15 protein-coding genes are annotated in these 16,145 nt (G+C 63.2%); 7 read left to right on the top strand and 8 right to left on the bottom strand.

Going from position 1 to position 16,145, the window contains the following annotated elements; all coding sequences use genetic code 11:
* Window positions 1-196: 196 nt before the first annotated feature.
* Together VFL62_RS22145 and VFL62_RS22140 are read right to left on the bottom strand one after the other, a co-directional pair.
* Window positions 197-1,063, bottom strand: coding sequence for a dienelactone hydrolase family protein (locus VFL62_RS22145; protein ID WP_325174527.1), 867 nt, complete (start codon window positions 1,061-1,063; stop codon window positions 197-199).
* 73 nt (window positions 1,064-1,136) lie between these two features.
* The gene (locus tag VFL62_RS22140) at window positions 1,137-2,249 is read right to left on the bottom strand and encodes a tripartite tricarboxylate transporter substrate binding protein (protein ID WP_325174526.1); all 1,113 of its coding nucleotides are present in this window, start codon (window positions 2,247-2,249) and stop codon (window positions 1,137-1,139) included.
* A 67-nt stretch (window positions 2,250-2,316) separates the two neighbouring features.
* On the opposite strand from VFL62_RS22140, the gene VFL62_RS22135 reads away from it, so the two are divergent.
* The 3 genes from VFL62_RS22135 (at window position 2,317) to VFL62_RS22125 (ending at window position 4,579) form a co-directional block, all read left to right on the top strand.
* Entirely contained in the window at window positions 2,317-2,640 is a 324-nt protein-coding gene (locus VFL62_RS22135; RefSeq protein WP_325174525.1) for a hypothetical protein, read from the top strand.
* Window positions 2,641-2,810: 170 nt separating this feature from the next.
* A complete protein-coding gene (locus VFL62_RS22130; protein ID WP_325174524.1) occupies window positions 2,811-4,058 on the top strand; it encodes an MFS transporter in 1,248 nt (415 codons plus the stop codon).
* 14 nt (window positions 4,059-4,072) lie between these two features.
* Entirely contained in the window at window positions 4,073-4,579 is a 507-nt protein-coding gene (locus VFL62_RS22125) for a RidA family protein (RefSeq protein ID WP_325174523.1), read from the top strand.
* 86 nt (window positions 4,580-4,665) lie between these two features.
* Here VFL62_RS22125 and ispG read toward each other — a convergent pair whose 3' ends face one another.
* The 3 genes from ispG to VFL62_RS22110 form a co-directional block, all read right to left on the bottom strand.
* A complete protein-coding gene (gene ispG / locus VFL62_RS22120) occupies window positions 4,666-5,952 on the bottom strand; it encodes a flavodoxin-dependent (E)-4-hydroxy-3-methylbut-2-enyl-diphosphate synthase (RefSeq protein WP_325174522.1) in 1,287 nt (428 codons plus the stop codon).
* A 13-nt stretch (window positions 5,953-5,965) separates the two neighbouring features.
* Window positions 5,966-6,856, bottom strand: coding sequence for a DMT family transporter (locus VFL62_RS22115; RefSeq protein WP_325174521.1), 891 nt, complete (start codon window positions 6,854-6,856; stop codon window positions 5,966-5,968).
* Window positions 6,857-7,118: 262 nt separating this feature from the next.
* Window positions 7,119-7,604 (bottom strand): Fur family transcriptional regulator, encoded by a 486-nt coding sequence (locus VFL62_RS22110; protein ID WP_325174520.1) that lies wholly within the window; start codon window positions 7,602-7,604, stop codon window positions 7,119-7,121.
* A 156-nt stretch (window positions 7,605-7,760) separates the two neighbouring features.
* On the opposite strand from VFL62_RS22110, the gene VFL62_RS22105 reads away from it, so the two are divergent.
* From VFL62_RS22105 to VFL62_RS22095, 3 genes are all read left to right on the top strand, one after another.
* Complete coding sequence (locus VFL62_RS22105) at window positions 7,761-8,234, top strand: MarR family transcriptional regulator (protein WP_325174519.1); 474 nt, start codon at window positions 7,761-7,763, stop codon at window positions 8,232-8,234.
* Window positions 8,227-9,396, top strand: coding sequence for an HlyD family secretion protein (locus VFL62_RS22100; RefSeq protein WP_325174518.1), 1,170 nt, complete (start codon window positions 8,227-8,229; stop codon window positions 9,394-9,396). Before VFL62_RS22105 ends, VFL62_RS22100 begins: the two co-directional genes overlap by 8 nt.
* Window positions 9,397-9,568: 172 nt before the next feature.
* Window positions 9,569-11,131 carry an MDR family MFS transporter gene (locus VFL62_RS22095; RefSeq protein ID WP_325174517.1) on the top strand — a complete coding sequence of 521 codons (1,563 nt, stop codon included), beginning with the start codon at window positions 9,569-9,571 and terminating at the stop codon, window positions 11,129-11,131.
* Between the two features lie 194 nt (window positions 11,132-11,325).
* Here the strand turns inward: VFL62_RS22095 and pcaG are convergent, their stop codons facing one another.
* From pcaG to pcaF, 3 genes are all read right to left on the bottom strand, one after another.
* Window positions 11,326-11,916 carry a protocatechuate 3,4-dioxygenase subunit alpha gene (pcaG, locus tag VFL62_RS22090; protein WP_414644811.1) on the bottom strand — a complete coding sequence of 197 codons (591 nt, stop codon included), beginning with the start codon at window positions 11,914-11,916 and terminating at the stop codon, window positions 11,326-11,328.
* Window positions 11,916-12,617, bottom strand: coding sequence for a protocatechuate 3,4-dioxygenase subunit beta (gene pcaH / locus VFL62_RS22085; RefSeq protein WP_325174516.1), 702 nt, complete (start codon window positions 12,615-12,617; stop codon window positions 11,916-11,918). The genes pcaG and pcaH overlap by 1 nt, the downstream gene beginning before the upstream one ends.
* A gap of 147 nt (window positions 12,618-12,764) precedes the next feature.
* Window positions 12,765-13,973, bottom strand: coding sequence for a 3-oxoadipyl-CoA thiolase (pcaF, locus tag VFL62_RS22080; RefSeq protein WP_325174515.1), 1,209 nt, complete (start codon window positions 13,971-13,973; stop codon window positions 12,765-12,767).
* Window positions 13,974-14,190: 217 nt separating this feature from the next.
* Between pcaF and mutS the strand changes: the two genes are divergently transcribed.
* Window positions 14,191-16,145 (top strand): DNA mismatch repair protein MutS (mutS, locus tag VFL62_RS22075; protein ID WP_325174514.1); only part of this gene is annotated, 1,955 nt, incomplete at its 3' end.

Below are 16,145 nucleotides of genomic sequence, written 5' to 3'. Positions count from 1 at the left end.
AGAGTCTTGATCATGATAAGGGCTTTCCATCTTCACGTGGTGAACCCTCCCTAAGGATGTTTCCAGACATCTCCTAACATCGCATCCGCACCGGAGGCGAAACACGTTAGGGGAGACGGAGTCAAACGGGCGTGAGTCGCTTTCATGTCGCCCTCACGCGGCGCTCCATTGTTCGTGATCCCTCAATGTTCGATTCTTACGGGGACTTGGAACCTTCGATCGCGGCCGCCGCGCGCGCCATCGCATCTGCCCTGGCCGTTTGGTTTCCGGGCACCGATTGCCGCTTCTCGCCGGGATCGTCGAAGTCGTGCGTCGCGCCCGGATAAAGCATCACTTTGATGTTGGTGCCGGCGCCAGTCGAGCGTTCCGCAACGTGCTGACAGATCGAAGGCGAGACCTCCTCGTCGTCGACGGCCAAAAACAGCCACAGCGGCGCGGCGCTCGTCACCGCATTTTCGAGTAGCGCCTCGCGCCCGCAGCCCGGATAGAAGACCAGCGCGGCGCGGAAGCCGTCGTTCGCTTTCTGACGGATCATCACGTTGAGCGCGGTCGACCCGCCGTTGGACCAGCCTTGCAGGAAAATGCGGTCTTTCGCGACATCGGCGCGAGCTTGCAAATAGCCGAGCGCGCCTTCCGCATCGAGCGGCCTCACGGTCAGCTCGTTGACGGCGTCGCGGTCCGGATCGCCGTGGGTGTAACGGCCGAATCCGTGCGCCTTGCCGCGCGGGCCGAAGCTGTCGGGCAATAGCGCCATTACGCCACGGGCCGCCCAGAATTCGCCCCACATCATATGCCGTTTCGACAGCGTCGCCGCGTTACATGATGAACTGGCGCCGCGCGCAACCAGTGTGCAGTCGCGGTTGACGTTGGACGAGTAGGGACCGCCACGGCCGTGCAGCAGCACGATCGCCGGGTGCGGGCCCGACGCCTTCGGCCTGAACAGATAGCCGACGATCTCGGTCTGGCCGTCACCGGTTTTGAAATAGACGGTTTCGGGCTCGGCCCGCGCGGGCATCGCCATCAGCATCGAAAACAGGAAAACGGCAACGAGGCGGGAAATCATCGGGAGCTCGTCAAATGGACTGACGATGGTGGTCGCGTCGGCTTTCGTGTTTCAATCGTCGAGTTGTCGAATATCAATTGCCGAGCTTGATGCCGGCATCCCGGATCACCTTGGCCCATTCTGGAATCTCTTTTTGGATGATGGCGGCGAACTCGGCCGGCGTGTTGCCGACCGGCTCGATGCCAAGTTCGTCAAATTTCTTGCGCACCTGCGGCAGCGCCAGCGTCTTGACCGTCTCGGCGTGCAGGCGATCGATGATGTTCTGCGGCGTGCCGGCCGGTGCGACCAGGCCGAACCAGGGCACCGCCTCAAAAGTCGGATATCCGGATTCCGCCATGGTCGGCAAATCCGGCGCAAGCGCCGAACGCTTGGTCGAGGTGATGGCGAGCGCGCGCAGCTTTCCCTGCCGCGCCAGCGGAACGACATTGACGATATTGGCGAACGACATGGTGATGCGGCCGGCCAGCAGGTCCGGCATCAGCGCCGTCGTTCCGCGATAGGGCACGGATGCGATATCGAGATGGGCCATATGCTTGAAGAGTTCGCCGGCCAGATGCTGCGAAGTGCCGACGCCGGCATGGCCGTAGGACAGCTTGCCGGGATTGGCTTTGGCGAGCGCGGCGAGATCCGCGACCGAGTTGACCGGCACGTCCGTGGGAACGGCGAGCACATTGGCCGCGATGAAGACTTGGGAGATCGGTGCGAAGTCCTTCAACGGGTCGAACGGCAGCGTCTGGTACAGGCTTGGATTGATCACCAGGGACGAGTTGCCGCCCATCAAGAGCGTGTAGCCGTCGGCGGTCGCCTTGGCGACCTGGCCGGTCGCGATGTTGCTCCCGGCGCCGGGAACGTTCTCCACGACAAAGGGCGAACCCCAGACCTCGGCAAACCGGTCGGCAAGAATGCGGGCCGCAAGGTCGGGCGCGGTGCCGGGCGTAAAGCCGACCAGGATTTTCACCGGCCGGTTTGGATAGGTGGTTTGCGCAGAAGCGGTATGCAGCACCGTCAAGCCAGCCAGCGTCGAGCCAGCCAATACAGAGAATAAGGCAGCGAACAGGGTCGCAACTGGCCGCATCATTTCCTCGTGCCCGGCGCGCTCTTCGACTTTGCGCTTGATTGGCAGTGTGGCACCGGGAACCAGCGCCTGCAACGTCGCTTGCGAAGTGTGTCGCCGCCGACGCGTCATAAAATTCACTTAATGTCCGAACGCGTCCGCCGATGCCCGCGTTGCTTTCGTTTCGAGGGAGCTCGAAATGAAAAACCTCGTTATTCTCTGCGTGCTCGCTTGCGCTGCCTTTGCCGGACCGGCTGCTGTCGCCGGCGGCGGCATGTCCTCGCATGGCGGCATGAGCATGGGATTGCATCCTGCGTCTTCTGCTTTGACTGGGATTCCCGTCACCGGCGGCGCCTTCGGCGAAAGGCCGAGTTCACCGGGCACCAACTCACTCGGCACCGCGCTTTCGACGAGCGGCATCGGCCGCCGCCAGAAGGGACCGCTGCTCGGCACCAGCCCCGCTGTCGACCGCGAAGAGGCGAGGGTGGAGAAGATGATGACATCGGTCTGCCGAGGCTGCTGAGCACCCGGCGCGAACGACGCTGATTCCCACGCGTTCAGGCAGGGCTTGCGCGCTGCAGCGCACATTCTATTTCGTTTGCATCGCATCAGGTTTTCAATCTAGAAAAAGCCGAACAGGTTCTGTTACGGCGAGCTTCGCCGCGAGCGCAAAAGTAACGAAAAACAAGCAGCGTGGCTTCAACCAATCCATCAAACACCCGCACGCTTTTATTTGCCCTGCTGGCGCTCGCCTGCGGGCACATGCTTTCGACCCTGCTGCGGACGATGCCCGCGATCAGCCTGGACCTGATGGCGGCTGATTTTGCGACATCGCCGCAAAAGCTCGCGAGCCTGATTGCGATCTATCACTTCTCGTTTGCGGCGTTTCAGATTCCGGTCGGCACGGCCATGGACCGGTTCGGCGTGCGCCCGGTCTCGCTCTGCCTGTTTTTCGGAACCATTCTGGGTGCGCTGGCGAGTGGTCTTGCCACCGGCACCGCGAGCTTTGTGTTCGCGCAATTTCTGATCGGCGTTGCGACGTCAGGCATGCTGATGTGCCCGATGACGCTCGCCGCCAAGCAGCTTCCGCCGGAGCGATTTGGCCTGTGGTCGGGCGCCATTCTCTCCGTCGGCAATACCGGCATGCTGCTGTCGGCGAGCCCGCTTGCTTTCATCGTCGAACGTTACGGCTGGCGTGGCGGCTTTTTGATTTCGGCGGCGGTCGGGGTCGTGATCGCGGTCGCGGTGTTCGCGTTGGTGCCGCGGCAACCTGCCGAACACAAGGACCAGTCGCCCGCGCTGGCGCAAATGGCCGAGGTGTTTCGCCTGGGGTTGTCGCGCCCGATGCGCGGCATCATTGCGCTCGCTCTGGTCTCGCTCGCCTCGACGCTGGTGATCAGGGGCGTGTGGGGCGGACCCTGGCTGATGGACGTCAAGGGCCTCAGCCGCATCCAGGCCGGCAATCAGCTCGGCCTGTTCACGCTATCGATGATCCTCGCGCCGATCTGCACCGGCATTCTCGATCGAAGGTTCGGCCACCCCAGGCTGATCCTCGCGACCGGGCATCTATTGGGTGCGCTGTGCCTGGCGCTGGCTTCGCTCGGCGGCCCGGACGGTTTGCTCTCCCGGCTGTTTCACGTCGCCGTCATGCCGGCAGAGTTCGATGCCGTGTTGTTTGTCGTAATGGGCTTTGTGGTCTCGACCCACACGCTGCTGTTCGGCATGACGACGCGGCTGATGGGACCTGCGATGGCGGGTCGCGCGCTGGCCGCGACCAACCTGTCGCTGTTCCTGGGCACCGCGCTGTTACAGTCCGCCACCGGCGTGGTGGCGGCGGCCTATGGCCTGCCTGACGTGATGATGTTCGTGGCGGCGGCGCTCGCCACCGGCGCACTGACATTCATCATCTACACCAAGCCGGCGCCGAAGCTGACGTTCTGACCAGGGAGCTTCCGATGAAGTGCACTTTCACCGCGTTACTCGTGATGTTGCTGACGGGCTCGGTACAGGCGGCCGAGTACATGCAGAAGACGCCATTTCAGCTATCGCGCGCGTTTTCGCCCGGCGTCGTCACGTCCGGCGGAATGACGGTCTGGGTGGCTGGCCAGACCGCGACCGAGGACGGCGAAGGCCGCAACATCGCCAACAATTTCGAAGCGCAGGTCAAACAGGTGATGGCGCAGATCGACGGCGTGTTGAAGCGCGCCGGCGGCAGTCTCGACAATGTCGTGTCCATGACGGTGTTCATCAAGGAGCCCCGCTACGGCGACAAGTTCGTGGAGATGCGCAAGGACTTCTTCAGAGGCGGCAACTATCCCGGCAGCGCGCTGATCACTGTGACCAATTTCGCCCGGCCGGGAATCGAGATCGAAATCCAGGCGGTCGGCGTGATCGGCGATAGCTGCTCGAACGACAATCCCTGCTCGGCCGAGGGCAAGGCCAAAGCGGCGCAGCAGAAATAAGGGCGGCGCAGCCCAAATGAACTTGCGCGCGCAAGGCTAGTGGCGCGCACTTCAGAAGAAAGATGCAAGGGAATGGCGGCGGAGAATTACTCCGCGGCCGTGGTTTCCGGTAGCTTGGCGCCCTTGCCGTAGCGCTGATCGATATAGTCGATCACGAGCGCCTTGAACTCGGCGGCAATCGTCGGTCCGCGCAGGGTGCGGAATTTCTTGCCATCGACGAACACCGGTGCTGCGGGCGCCTCGCCGGTCCCCGGCAACGAGATGCCGATATTGGCGTGCTTGGATTCGCCGGGGCCGTTGACGATGCAGCCCATCACCGCGACGTTGAGTTCTTCGACGCCGGGATATTGCGTCTTCCATGTCGGCATTTCGTCGCGGATGAAATCCTGGATCGAGCGCGCCAGTTCCTGGAATGTGGTCGAGGTGGTGCGTCCGCAGCCGGGGCAGGCTGCGACCAGCGGCACGAAGGTGCGGAAGCCCATGGTCTGCAACAGTTCCTGCGCCACCTGCACTTCCAGCGTGCGGTCGCCGCCGGGTTCAGGCGTCAGCGAAATGCGGATGGTATCGCCGATGCCGTCCTGCAAGAGGATGCCGAGCGCGGCCGAAGAAGCGACGATGCCCTTGGAGCCCATGCCGGCTTCGGTAAGGCCGAGGTGGATGGCGTAGTCCGAACGGCGCGCCAGTTCCTGATAGACCGCGATCAGATCCTGCACCGCGGAAACCTTCGCCGATAGGATCATCTTGTTCTTGGGCATGCCGAGTTCTTGCGCGCGGGCCGCCGAAAGCAGCGCCGACTGCACCATCGCCTCGCGCGTCACGGCGCGCGCATCGCGCGGATTGGCGGAAGCGGTGTTCTCGTCCATCAGCTTGGTGAGCAGTTCCTGATCGAGCGAGCCCCAGTTGGCGCCGATGCGCACCGGCTTGTTGTTCTTGTTGGCGATCTCGATGATGTCGGCGAACTGCGTGTCGCGCTTGTTCTTGAAGCCGACATTGCCCGGGTTGATGCGGTACTTGTCGAGCGCTTCGGCGCAGGCCGGATATTCGGCCAGCAGCTTGTGGCCGATGTAATGGAAGTCGCCGATCAAGGGCGTGTTGATGCCGCGCTTGCGCAAGCCGTCGCGGATGTGCGGCACCGCGGCGGCGGCTTCCTCGCGGTCGACCGTGATGCGCACCATCTCGGACCCGGCGCGCGAGAGCGCTGCGACCTGGGCGATGGTGCCCTCGACATCGGCGGTGTCGGTATTGGTCATCGATTGCACGACGATCGGGGCGCCGCCGCCGACGGCGACGTGGCCGACCATGACCTGGGTCGTCTTGTGTCTGGCCTTCGGGCCGGCGATGTCGTCTTGAGGCAGTTTTTCGGGCTTGTTCATGGGCGTTCAAATATCAGGTTTCGATGTCATTCAGCAACGGATCAGCGGGGATCGGAACCGCCGGGCTTGGACGGTTAACCAGAAAAAGGCCAGCAATTACAAGCAGGGCTGCAACCCCGAAGACGGGCGTTAGTGTATCATGCAGGATCAGATAGCTAGCCATGACGCCAAACAAAGGGGTGATGAAGGTAAATGCCGACAATTTGCTGGCCGAATAGGCCTTGATCAGCACCCACCACAGCAAAAACGTCAATCCGACCACCCAGACCGCCTGATAGACGACGAGCGATAGCGCGAGCGGACCTGGGAGGCGGGTCAGGGTTTCACCCGAAAGCCAGGCCGCCAGCGCCAAAATCGGGATCGAAATCGTCACCTGATAGATCAGCGCCTTTTCGGCGGGCGCGTGACGCAGCGCGGTTGCCTTCACGATCAGGGTCGTGGCAGCCCAGAGCGCGCCGCCGCTGACCAGCATCATGTCGCCCCACAATACATTGGCATCGACATTGGCCTGCGGCACGCCGATGGCAAGCGCCACGCCGACAAAACTCAAGCCGAGGCCGGCCCATTGGGTGCTGCGCAAGCGTTCGCCCAGCAGGCGGTGGGAACCGAAGGCGACGAAGAACGGCGCGGTATACATGAAGACCGCCGCGCGTGAGGCCGAAGTCAGCCCCAGGCCGTGATAGATCAGCGCGAACTCGATGCCGAAGGTCACGCCGAGCAGCAGACCGGGATAAAGCGTGCCGTCGCGCACGAAGAGCTTCACGCCGCGGAAGTAAACGATCAGCAGCAGCACCGGAAGGGCGCAGCTCGACCGGATCGTGCCTTGCAGTAGCGGCGGAATGTCCGGCAGTGCCAGCTTGACCGCGACCTGGTTGAAACCCCAGCTCAGGCACAGCATCAGCATGAGTGCGATCGCCCGCGGAGGAAGCGTGCGCTCCGCCGGAGCCAATGGAGTAGATTTGACATTCGCTAGCATCTAGCCGCGAGTCCGATAAGCGAATGTCAAATCCGAAGCTCCACTCGAATCTTTGTTTGCTGGAGGTCCTTTAATTCCAACATTCGCAAAGGTGTCCGCTGCAAAGGCAGGCGAATGTTGGAATTGGACCGCCAGTCGGCAATGTTTGTGAAGTCATCGGGAAAGACCTGTGGAGGGCTTGTCGCTCTTCTTAGTTCTGGCAATGGGCGCAAATGCCGGTGATCTCGACGACTGACATCTTCGGCGTAAAGCCGGTGGTTCGCGCCGAGACGTTGAGGCTTTGTGCGAGCGGCGCTGCCGGCACTTCACCGACCAGCCCGCAGCGCTCGCATATCAGGAATGCCACCATCGCGGCCGCATCGTGATCATGGGCGCAGGCGAGAAAGGCGTTGCGGCTTTCGATCCGGTGCACGAGGCCGTTTTCCATCAGGAAATCGAGCGCGCGATAGACCGTAATCGGGGCCGGGCGCGGCTTGGACCTGGCGAGCTCCTCGATCACTTCATAGGCGCCGAGCGGACGGTGGCTGGACAATAGCGCTTCCAAGACCTGGCGGCGGATCGGGGTGAATTTCTGGGCGCGTTTCGCACAGACCCGCTCGGCATGCCGTATCGCGTCCGCAGTGCAGCGGCCGTGATCATGACCCGGTGCCGGAAAGGTCGGTTTGGCGAGGCTCATGCCTGCAACTCTATCATCTGGGAACGCGAACCAAAATCCCGCTTCGCGGAAAATGGCCGCAGGCGGTTCCCTTCATCACGCGCCTGTGCACAGGGCGGTCCTTGAAGAATTAATAAGCAAGCTTATTATATCCAAAGCTTACGAGAGGGGCAAACCATGCGCGGTTCCGTCGACATGAACTTTCTGTTCACCCTCGGCGAATTGGCGCGGCTGGTCCGCGCTCATGCCGACAGGAAGGCGGCGCGCTACGGCATCACCCGGGCGCAGTGGGCGGTGCTCGCCAAGGTCGAGCGTTTCGAAGGCATGAAGCAGTCCGAACTCGCCGAACAGATGGAGATGCAGCCGATCACGCTGACGCGACTGGTCGACCGTCTCTGCGACCAGGGCTGGATCGAGCGCCGCGGCGACGAGACCGACCGCCGCGTCAACCGGCTCTATTTGCGCAAGGCGGCGCGGCCGCTGCTGGCGAAATTGAACGGCCTGCGTTCCGAAATCACCGCGACCGCGCTTGAGGGCATCAGCCCGGCTGATGCGAGCCGGATGCTCACCCAATTGGAGGCGATCAAGGAAAACCTCCGCAACGCCATTCAGGATCAAGAAGATGCAAGGAAGGAACAGCGCTATGGCTGATCCGGTATTGAAATTTCCGCCCGAGCAGAAGGGCAATCCGGGCCAGGCGCCGCGCGAGAAGCTCGCCGGCCGGCCGCGCCGTCGTCTGCTGGCCGCGCTGCGACGTTATCGCCGTGTCCTGCTGCTCGTGGTGCTACCGATCGTCGCCGTGATCGGCGGTGTCGCGTTCTATCTCAATGGCGGCCGTTATGTCGGCACCGACGACACCTATGTCGGCGCGCAGAAAGTTCTGATCACGCCGGACATTTCCGGCCGCATCGACAAGGTCGTGGTGAAGGAAGGCGAGCTCGTCCACAAGGGCGACGTCTTGTTCGAGATCGATCCGGTCCCGTTCCGTCTCGCCGTGGACCGCGCCAAGGCCGCGGTCGAGCAGGCCAAGACCAGCTACAGCAACCTCGTCGCCAACATCAAGATCTACGACGAGATGGCCGACCTGATGCAGAAGTCGATCGACCTGAAGCAACGCGACGTCGAGCGCAAGTCGGCGCTCGTCAAGAACAACTATGGCTCGCAGCTCGACCTCGACAATTCCACGAACTCGGCCATCACCGTGCGCGCCGAGCTTGCCTTCGTGCAGCAGCAGAAATCGAGTTCACTGACGCAACTGCTCGGCAATCCCAACCTCAAGCTGGAGGAATTCCCGCCCTATTACCAGGCACAGGCCGCGCTAGCGCAGGCCCAGCGCGATCTCGACCACACCGAGATGCGTGCGCCGATGGACGGCATCGCCACCCTCGTCGACCAGATCCAGCTTGGGCGCTTCGTCGTGGCGGGTTCGCCGGTGTTCACGATCATCGATGTCGCCAAGCCCTGGGTCGATACCAACCTGAAGGAATCAGACCTCACCCATGTCGCGGTCGGCCAACCCGTCGAAATCGACGTCGATGCCTTCCCCGATCATACGTTCAAGGGCACCGTGGGCTCGCTGTCGCCCGGCACCGGCGCGCAATTTGCAATCCTGCCGCCGCAAAACGCTACCGGCAATTTTGTCAAAGTGGTGCAGCGCGTGCCGGTGCGGGTCTACTTCGATCCGAACGATCCGATGATCAAGAAGCTGAAGGCCGGCATGAGCGCTTACGCCACCATCGACACCGGTCACAAGCGCACGCTCGCCGGTCTCTTCGGCATGCGCTCGGCCGTGGCGAAGCAGGACCAGAACTAAGGACCAGTGCGGCGAATTTGAAGTTCCTATCAGTGTCGCGGCAAGTTCGAGATAGGAACTTCAATTAGAGGCCGCACTGGAAACAACAAATTACGAGAGCTCCTTTGATTCCGAAGTTCGCATCAGAGGTCGCCGCGATCGTTTGCGAACTTCGGAATCGGAGCTCTAGTGCATGTCACCGACGGTGATCCCAGCGCCCAGCGCCGTTCCCGGATTGCGGCGGAACATGGTGACGATCTGCGCCATGACCGCCACGATCATGCAGGCGCTCGACACCACGATCGCCAACGTCGCGCTGCCTTACATGCAGGGTACGCTGTCGGCGTCGCAGGATCAGATCAACTGGGTGCTGACGTCCTATATCGTGGCCGCCGCGATCATGACCGCGCCGGTGGGCTGGATCGCCAATCGTTTCGGCCGCAAGCGCACCTTCATCATCTGCTCGGCCGGATTCACCGTCGCATCCGTGATGTGCGGGCTGGCGCAAGACATCGATCAGATGGTGCTGTTTCGCCTGCTGCAGGGCGTATTCGGCGCGGCGCTGGTGCCGCTGTCGCAAGCGGTGATGCTCGATTCCTACGCGCTGCACGAACGCGCGAAAGCGATGTCGATCTGGGGCATGGGCGTGATGATGGGCCCGATCATGGGGCCGTCATTGGGCGCGTGGCTGACCGAGACCTATTCCTGGCACTGGGTGTTCTTCGTCAACCTGCCGTTCGGCATCGTCACCGTGCTCGGCCTGATGGTCTTCATGGACGAGACCCAGCAGGATCACAACCTGCGCTTCGACTGGTTCGGTTTCGGCGCGCTGGCGATCGGGATAGGCGCGCTGCAGGTCGCGCTCGACCGCGGCGAGCAGCTCGGCTGGCTGGAGTCCAACGAGATCATCGCCGAATTCGTCGTCGCGATCGTCGGCTTCTATTACTTCTTCGCGCACTCCTTCACCACCGATCGCCCCTTCATCCAGTTCGCCCTGTTCAAGGATCGCAACTTCCTCACCGGCTGCATCTTCATGACGGTGATGGGGCTCGTGCTGTATTCGACGATGGCGCTGGCCTCGCCCTACCTGCAAAACGTCATCGGCTATCCGATCATCACCGCCGGCGTGCTGCTGGCAAGCCGCGGCTGCGGCACCTTCGTCGCCATGATGCTGGTCGGCCGGCTGATGCGCTATATCGAGGCGCGGACGCTGATCATTGCCGGCTTGAGCCTGACCGCATTGTCGCTCTATGTCATGACGGCCTGGACCGACCAGACCGGCGCGCCGGAGATCGTGACCGTCAGCATCGTCCAGGGCTTTGGCTTCGGCCTCGTCTTCGTGCCGCTGTCGACGGTGGCGTTCATGACGCTGGCGAACCACCTGCGCACCGACGGCACCTCGATGTTGACGCTGTTGCGCAATGTCGCCAGCTCGATCGGCATCTCCATCGTGATCGCGCAGCTCACCGAAGGCGGCCGGCGGATCTATGCGATCCTGTCGGAGCACATCACCCCGTTCAACCAAGCGCTGCAGATGCCTGACGTGCACAGCATGATCAATCTCGGCACCGACAAGGGCCGCGCCATGGCTGACGTCATGGTGCAGCTCCAGGCGCAGATCATCGCCTTCTCGCAGGACTACCAGCTCGTGATGTTCTTCATTCTTGGCTCGATCCCGCTCGCGCTGATGATCGGCTCGACCAAGGCCGCGTTGCGAAAACAGACCGGCGGGCCCGAGCATGCGGTGATGGAGTAGTGTTACGCGTGATCTGTGGTTCACCTCTCCCAGGGGGAGAGGTCGCATCGCCGCTGGCGATGCGACAGCATCGTCCAGTGCGATCCAGGTGAGGGGGTATTCTTTACGAGAGACCGTACCCCTCACCCCAGCCCTCTCCCAAAGGGAGAGGGAGGGCACCGCCGTAGTGGCTATTCAGTCGATCCTATCGCACATCAGACGTCGAAGAACACCGTCTCGTTGTCGCCCTGAAGGTGGATGTCGAAGTGGTAGGCGTTGCCGCTCTTCTTGGCGATCAGCGTCGCGCGGCGATCGGCCGGCACCAGCGCCAGCACAGGGTCGGCGGCGTTCGCCGCTTCGCCATCGAGGTAGATGCGGGTGTAGTTCTGCAACAGCATGCCGCGCGCAAAGATCGCAACCAGAATATGCGGCGCCTGCGCTTTGCCGCCGGGCCCGGCAACCTGCCCCGGCTTGATCGTATCGAAGGCATATTCGCCATTGGCGCCCGTGCCGCAGCGTCCGAAGCCGCGGAATTTGGTGTTCGGCAGCGCGCGATTGTCCTTGGGGTCGACGAAGCGGCCCTGGGCGTCCGCCTGCCAGATTTCCAGCATGCAGTCGGGCACCGGCTTGCCGTCGCCGTCGAACACCTGTCCCTCGATGCGGATGCGTTCGCCGGCCGCGTCCGCAGTGACGAGATTGTTCGTGAACGCATCGTTCCACTCATAACGCCCGGTCGGCGTCAGCCCGTAGGCAAAGAACGGACCGACGGTCTGTGAGGGCGTGATTCCTTCCGGCTTCTTCTCCACTATTTCGTCTCCATCGGCGTGGCGCCCTGGCCGCGCAGGACAATGTTGAAGCGGTAGCACAGCGCCCATTCGGGCTGGGTATTTTCCAGATCGAAGGAAGAAATCATCCGCGCGCGCGCCTTTTCGTCCGTGACCGAATTGAAGATCGGATCGAACGGAAACAGCGGGTCGCCTGGGAAATACATCTGTGTCACCAGCCGCGACACGAATGAATAGCCGAACACCGAGAAATGAATATGCGCCGGCCGCCACGCGTTGTGATGATTGCCCCAGGGGTAAGCGCCGGGCTTCATGGTGACGAACTTGTAATAGCCCTCGCGGTCGGTCTGCGCGCGCCCCGCGCCGGTAAAGTTCGGATCGAGCGGCGCCGGATGCTGGTCACGGACGTGGATATAGCGTCCGCAGGCGTTCGCCTGCCAGATTTCGACCAGCGCGTTGGGAACGCCGCGGCCGTCTTCGTCGAGCACATGGCCATGTACGATGATGCGCTCGCCGATCGGCTCGCCCTTGTGCTGGGTGGTGAGGTCGGCGTCGCCTGGCCGCACGGTCTCGTGGCCGTAAACCGGTCCGGTCAATTCCGACAGCGTGTGCGGCATGATGATCAGCGGCTTGGACGGGGAACGCTTCACCGTGCTCTTGTAGTCCGGCGACAGCCGCGCCGGGTGTGCCGCGAGGCTCGAGATGGGATAGGTGAGGGTCATGACTAAATTCTCCAGTAGTTCTCTGTCATTCCGGAGCGATGCGAAGCATCGAATCCGGAATCTCGAGATTCCGGGTCTGGTCCTCCGCGCAAAATTGAATATCAATTTTGTCGCTTCGGACCATCCGGAATGACGGACTGACGTCCGTCAGTTTAACTTCTCGATCGCCATCGCCACGCCCTGCCCGACGCCGACGCACATGGTGGCGAGCGCGCGCTTTCCGCCGCGCTTCTCCATACCATGCACGGCAGTGACGACCAGCCGCGCGCCGCTCATGCCGAGGGGATGGCCGAGTGCGATCGCTCCGCCATGCGGATTGACGAAATCAGCATCCTCCTTGACGCCAAGCTGGCGCAGGCAGGCTATCCCCTGGCTGGCGAAGGCTTCATTGAGCTCGATCAAATCGAAATCGCTGATCTTCAGTCCGAGCCGCTCCATCAGCTTCCTGGTCGCCGGCACCGGACCAATGCCCATGATGCGCGGCGGCACGCCGGCAGAGGCGAGGCCGAGAATGCGCGCCCGCGGCGTCAGTCCGTGCTTCTTCACGGCCGCTTCAGAGGCGAGGATCATGGCGGCGGCGCCGTCATTGACGCCTGAGGCGTTGCCGGCGGTCACGGTGCCGGGATTGCGCACGATCGGCTTGAGCTTGGCGAGACCTTCCAGCGTCGTTTCCGGGCGCGGGTGTTCGTCCTTGTCGACGCTCACGGGACCGGCCTTGCCGCCGGGGACGGTGACCGCGACGATTTCCTCGGCAAAATAGCCCGCCGCAATCGCTTTCCCGGCGCGCTGCTGCGAGCGGATCGCAAAGGCGTCCTGATCGGCGCGCGAGACCTGAAATTCCTCGGCGACGTTTTCGCCGGTTTCCGGCATCGCGTCGACGCCGTATTGCGCCTTCATCAGCGGATTGATGAAACGCCATCCGATGGTGGTGTCGAAGATCTCGGCCGAGCGCGAAAACGCCTCCGCCGCCTTGCCCATCACGAACGGCGCCCGCGTCATCGATTCCACGCCACCGGCAATCGCCAGATCGATCTCGCCGGCGCGAATGGCGCGCGCGCCAGCACCGACCGCATCCAGCCCCGAGGCGCAGAGGCGGTTGAGGGTCTGGCCGGGGACCTTGTCGGGAAGGCCTGCCAACAGCAGCGCCATCCGCGCCACATTGCGGTTGTCTTCGCCCGCCTGGTTGGCGCAGCCGAAATAGACTTCATCGACTTCCGACCAGTCGAGTTTCGGGTTCTTGGCCATCAGCGCCTTGATCGGGGTCGCCGCCAGATCGTCGGCGCGAACCTTGGCCAGCGAACCGCCGAAGCGGCCGATCGGGGTCCGGACCGCATCACATACAAATACCTCACCCATCGGCCTCTCCTTGGTGTTCTTGGTGTTCCCTGAGTTAGCGCGAGTTGTAGGAGCGGGTCTAACCGAGGTCAATTGACTGGTTTCGTGTGATCTTTGCTTTCTCGCGAGGGCGGCCATGCGGGCGGATCCGCCTGTCCGTTCCGGGGCGTGGAAAACGGGAAAAGTCGCGGCAAAGCGAATAGGATCGGCGGCCGAAATTCTGTAGGTTGCGGCGCTCATGACGATCCAGCCGACATTCCCTCCATCCGTGGAAGCGCAGGCCGCCGCCGAACCCGCGGCGCGCGTCACGCCAATGATGGAACAATACCTGGAGATCAAAGCCGCCAATCCGGGCCTCTTGCTGTTCTACCGGATGGGCGATTTCTACGAGCTGTTCTTTGAGGATGCCGAAATCGCCTCGCGCGCGCTCGGCATCATGCTGACCAAGCGCGGCAAGCATCAGGGCAACGATATTCCGATGTGCGGCGTTCCGGTGGAGCGCTCGGACGATTATCTGCACCGGCTGATCGCGCAGGGTTTTCGCGTTGCGGTCTGCGAGCAGATGGAAGATCCGGCCGCGGCCAAGGCGCGTGGCAGCAAGAGCGTGGTACGCCGCGACGTCGTGCGGCTGGTCACGCCGGGCACGCTGACCGAAGACACGCTGCTCGATGCGCGCGCCAACAACTATCTGCTCGCGGTCGCGCGGATGCGCGGCTCATCAGGCGCCGATCGCTTAGGGCTTGCCTGGATCGATATTTCGACCTCGGAATTCATCGTCACGGAATGTAGCGTCGGTGAACTCGCGGCGACCTTGGCGCGCATCAATCCGAACGAGATCATCGTCACCGATGCGCTCTATGGCGACACTGACATCGGGCCGGTCTTGCGCGAATGGCCGGCAGTAACGCCGCTCACGCGCGATGTGTTCGACAGTTCGACCGCCGAGCGGCGGCTGTGCGACTACTTCGCGGTCGCGACCATGGATGGCTTGTCGGCGATGTCGCGGCTCGAGGCGACCGCGGCGGCCGCCGCTGTCACCTATATCGACCGCACCCAGGTCGGAAAGCGTCCGCCACTCTCGCCGCCGGCGCGCGAGGCCACCGGCACCACCATGGCGATCGATCCCGCCACCCGCGCCAATCTCGAACTGACGCGCACGCTCGGCGGTGAGCGACGTGGTTCGCTGCTCGATGCGATCGATTGCACGGTCACGTCGGCGGGCTCCCGGCTTCTGGCGCAGCGGCTCGCCGCTCCGCTGACCGACAGCGCCGCGATCGCGCGTCGGCTCGATGCCATCGCCGCCTTTGTCGCCGATAGCGGCCTGCGTGAGGACCTGCGCGAGACCTTGAGCGCGGCGCCTGATCTGTCGCGCGCGCTGGCGCGACTGTCGCTCGGAAGAGGCGGCCCACGCGACCTTGCTGGTCTGCGTGACGCGATCCTGGCCGCCGACCAGGTGCTCGCGCATCTTTCGCGGATGGCCGAGCCGCCGCAGGAGGTTGCCGCGAGCATGGCGGCGCTGCGCCGGCCGTCGCGCGAGCTGGCGCGCGAATTCGAACGCGCTTTGGCCGAGCAGCTGCCGCTGTTCAAGCGCGACGGCGGCTTCGTTCGCGAAGGTTATGAGCCGGCGCTCGACGAATCCCGCAACCTGCGCGACGCCTCGCGGCTGGTCGTGGCCTCGATGCAGGCGCGCTACGCCGATGATGCCGGCGTCAAGGGCTTGAAGATCCGCCACAACAACGTGCTCGGCTATTTCGTCGAGGTCACGGCGCAGCATGGTGACAAGCTGATGTCGCCGCCGCTCAACGCCACTTTCATCCATCGCCAGACGCTGGCGGGCCAGGTGCGTTTTACCACGGCCGAACTCGGCGAGATCGAAGCCAAGATCGCCAATGCCGGCGATCGCGCGCTGGGGCTCGAGCTCGAGATCTTCGACAAGCTGTGCGCGCTGGCGGTGGCCGCAAGCGAAGATTTGCGCGCGGCGGCGCATGCCTTTGCTAGTCTCGACGTGGCGACCGCTCTGGCGAAACGCGCTGTCGACGACAACTACGTCCGGCCCGAGGTCGACGGCTCGCTGTCCTTTGCTATCGAGGGCGGCCGGCATCCGGTGGTCGAGCAGGCCTTGAAACGTGATGGCCAGCCGTTCATCGCCAATTCCTGCGACCTGTCACCAACGCCGGGACACAAGAGCGGCCA

Origin of the sequence: Bradyrhizobium sp. (assembly GCF_035701725.1) — a bacterium.
Taxonomy (GTDB): Bacteria; Pseudomonadota; Alphaproteobacteria; order Rhizobiales; family Xanthobacteraceae; genus Bradyrhizobium.
Note: the sequence above shows the minus strand (reverse complement) of the source record. Positions and strands in the feature narration are given on the sequence as shown.

Coding starts and splice junctions, on each gene's coding strand:
- VFL62_RS22145 (WP_325174527.1), bottom strand. CDS start 1,063: ATGATTTCCCGCCTCGTTGCCGTTTTCCTGTTTTCGATGCTGATGGCG.
- VFL62_RS22140 (WP_325174526.1), bottom strand. CDS start 2,249: ATGACGCGTCGGCGGCGACACACTTCGCAAGCGACGTTGCAGGCGCTG.
- VFL62_RS22135 (WP_325174525.1), top strand. CDS start 2,317: ATGAAAAACCTCGTTATTCTCTGCGTGCTCGCTTGCGCTGCCTTTGCC.
- VFL62_RS22125 (WP_325174523.1), top strand. CDS start 4,073: ATGAAGTGCACTTTCACCGCGTTACTCGTGATGTTGCTGACGGGCTCG.
- ispG (WP_325174522.1), bottom strand. CDS start 5,952: ATGAACAAGCCCGAAAAACTGCCTCAAGACGACATCGCCGGCCCGAAG.
- VFL62_RS22115 (WP_325174521.1), bottom strand. CDS start 6,856: ATGCTGATGCTGTGCCTGAGCTGGGGTTTCAACCAGGTCGCGGTCAAG.
- VFL62_RS22110 (WP_325174520.1), bottom strand. CDS start 7,604: ATGAGCCTCGCCAAACCGACCTTTCCGGCACCGGGTCATGATCACGGC.
- VFL62_RS22105 (WP_325174519.1), top strand. CDS start 7,761: ATGCGCGGTTCCGTCGACATGAACTTTCTGTTCACCCTCGGCGAATTG.
- VFL62_RS22100 (WP_325174518.1), top strand. CDS start 8,227: ATGGCTGATCCGGTATTGAAATTTCCGCCCGAGCAGAAGGGCAATCCG.
- VFL62_RS22095 (WP_325174517.1), top strand. CDS start 9,569: ATGTCACCGACGGTGATCCCAGCGCCCAGCGCCGTTCCCGGATTGCGG.
- pcaH (WP_325174516.1), bottom strand. CDS start 12,617: ATGACCCTCACCTATCCCATCTCGAGCCTCGCGGCACACCCGGCGCGG.
- pcaF (WP_325174515.1), bottom strand. CDS start 13,973: ATGGGTGAGGTATTTGTATGTGATGCGGTCCGGACCCCGATCGGCCGC.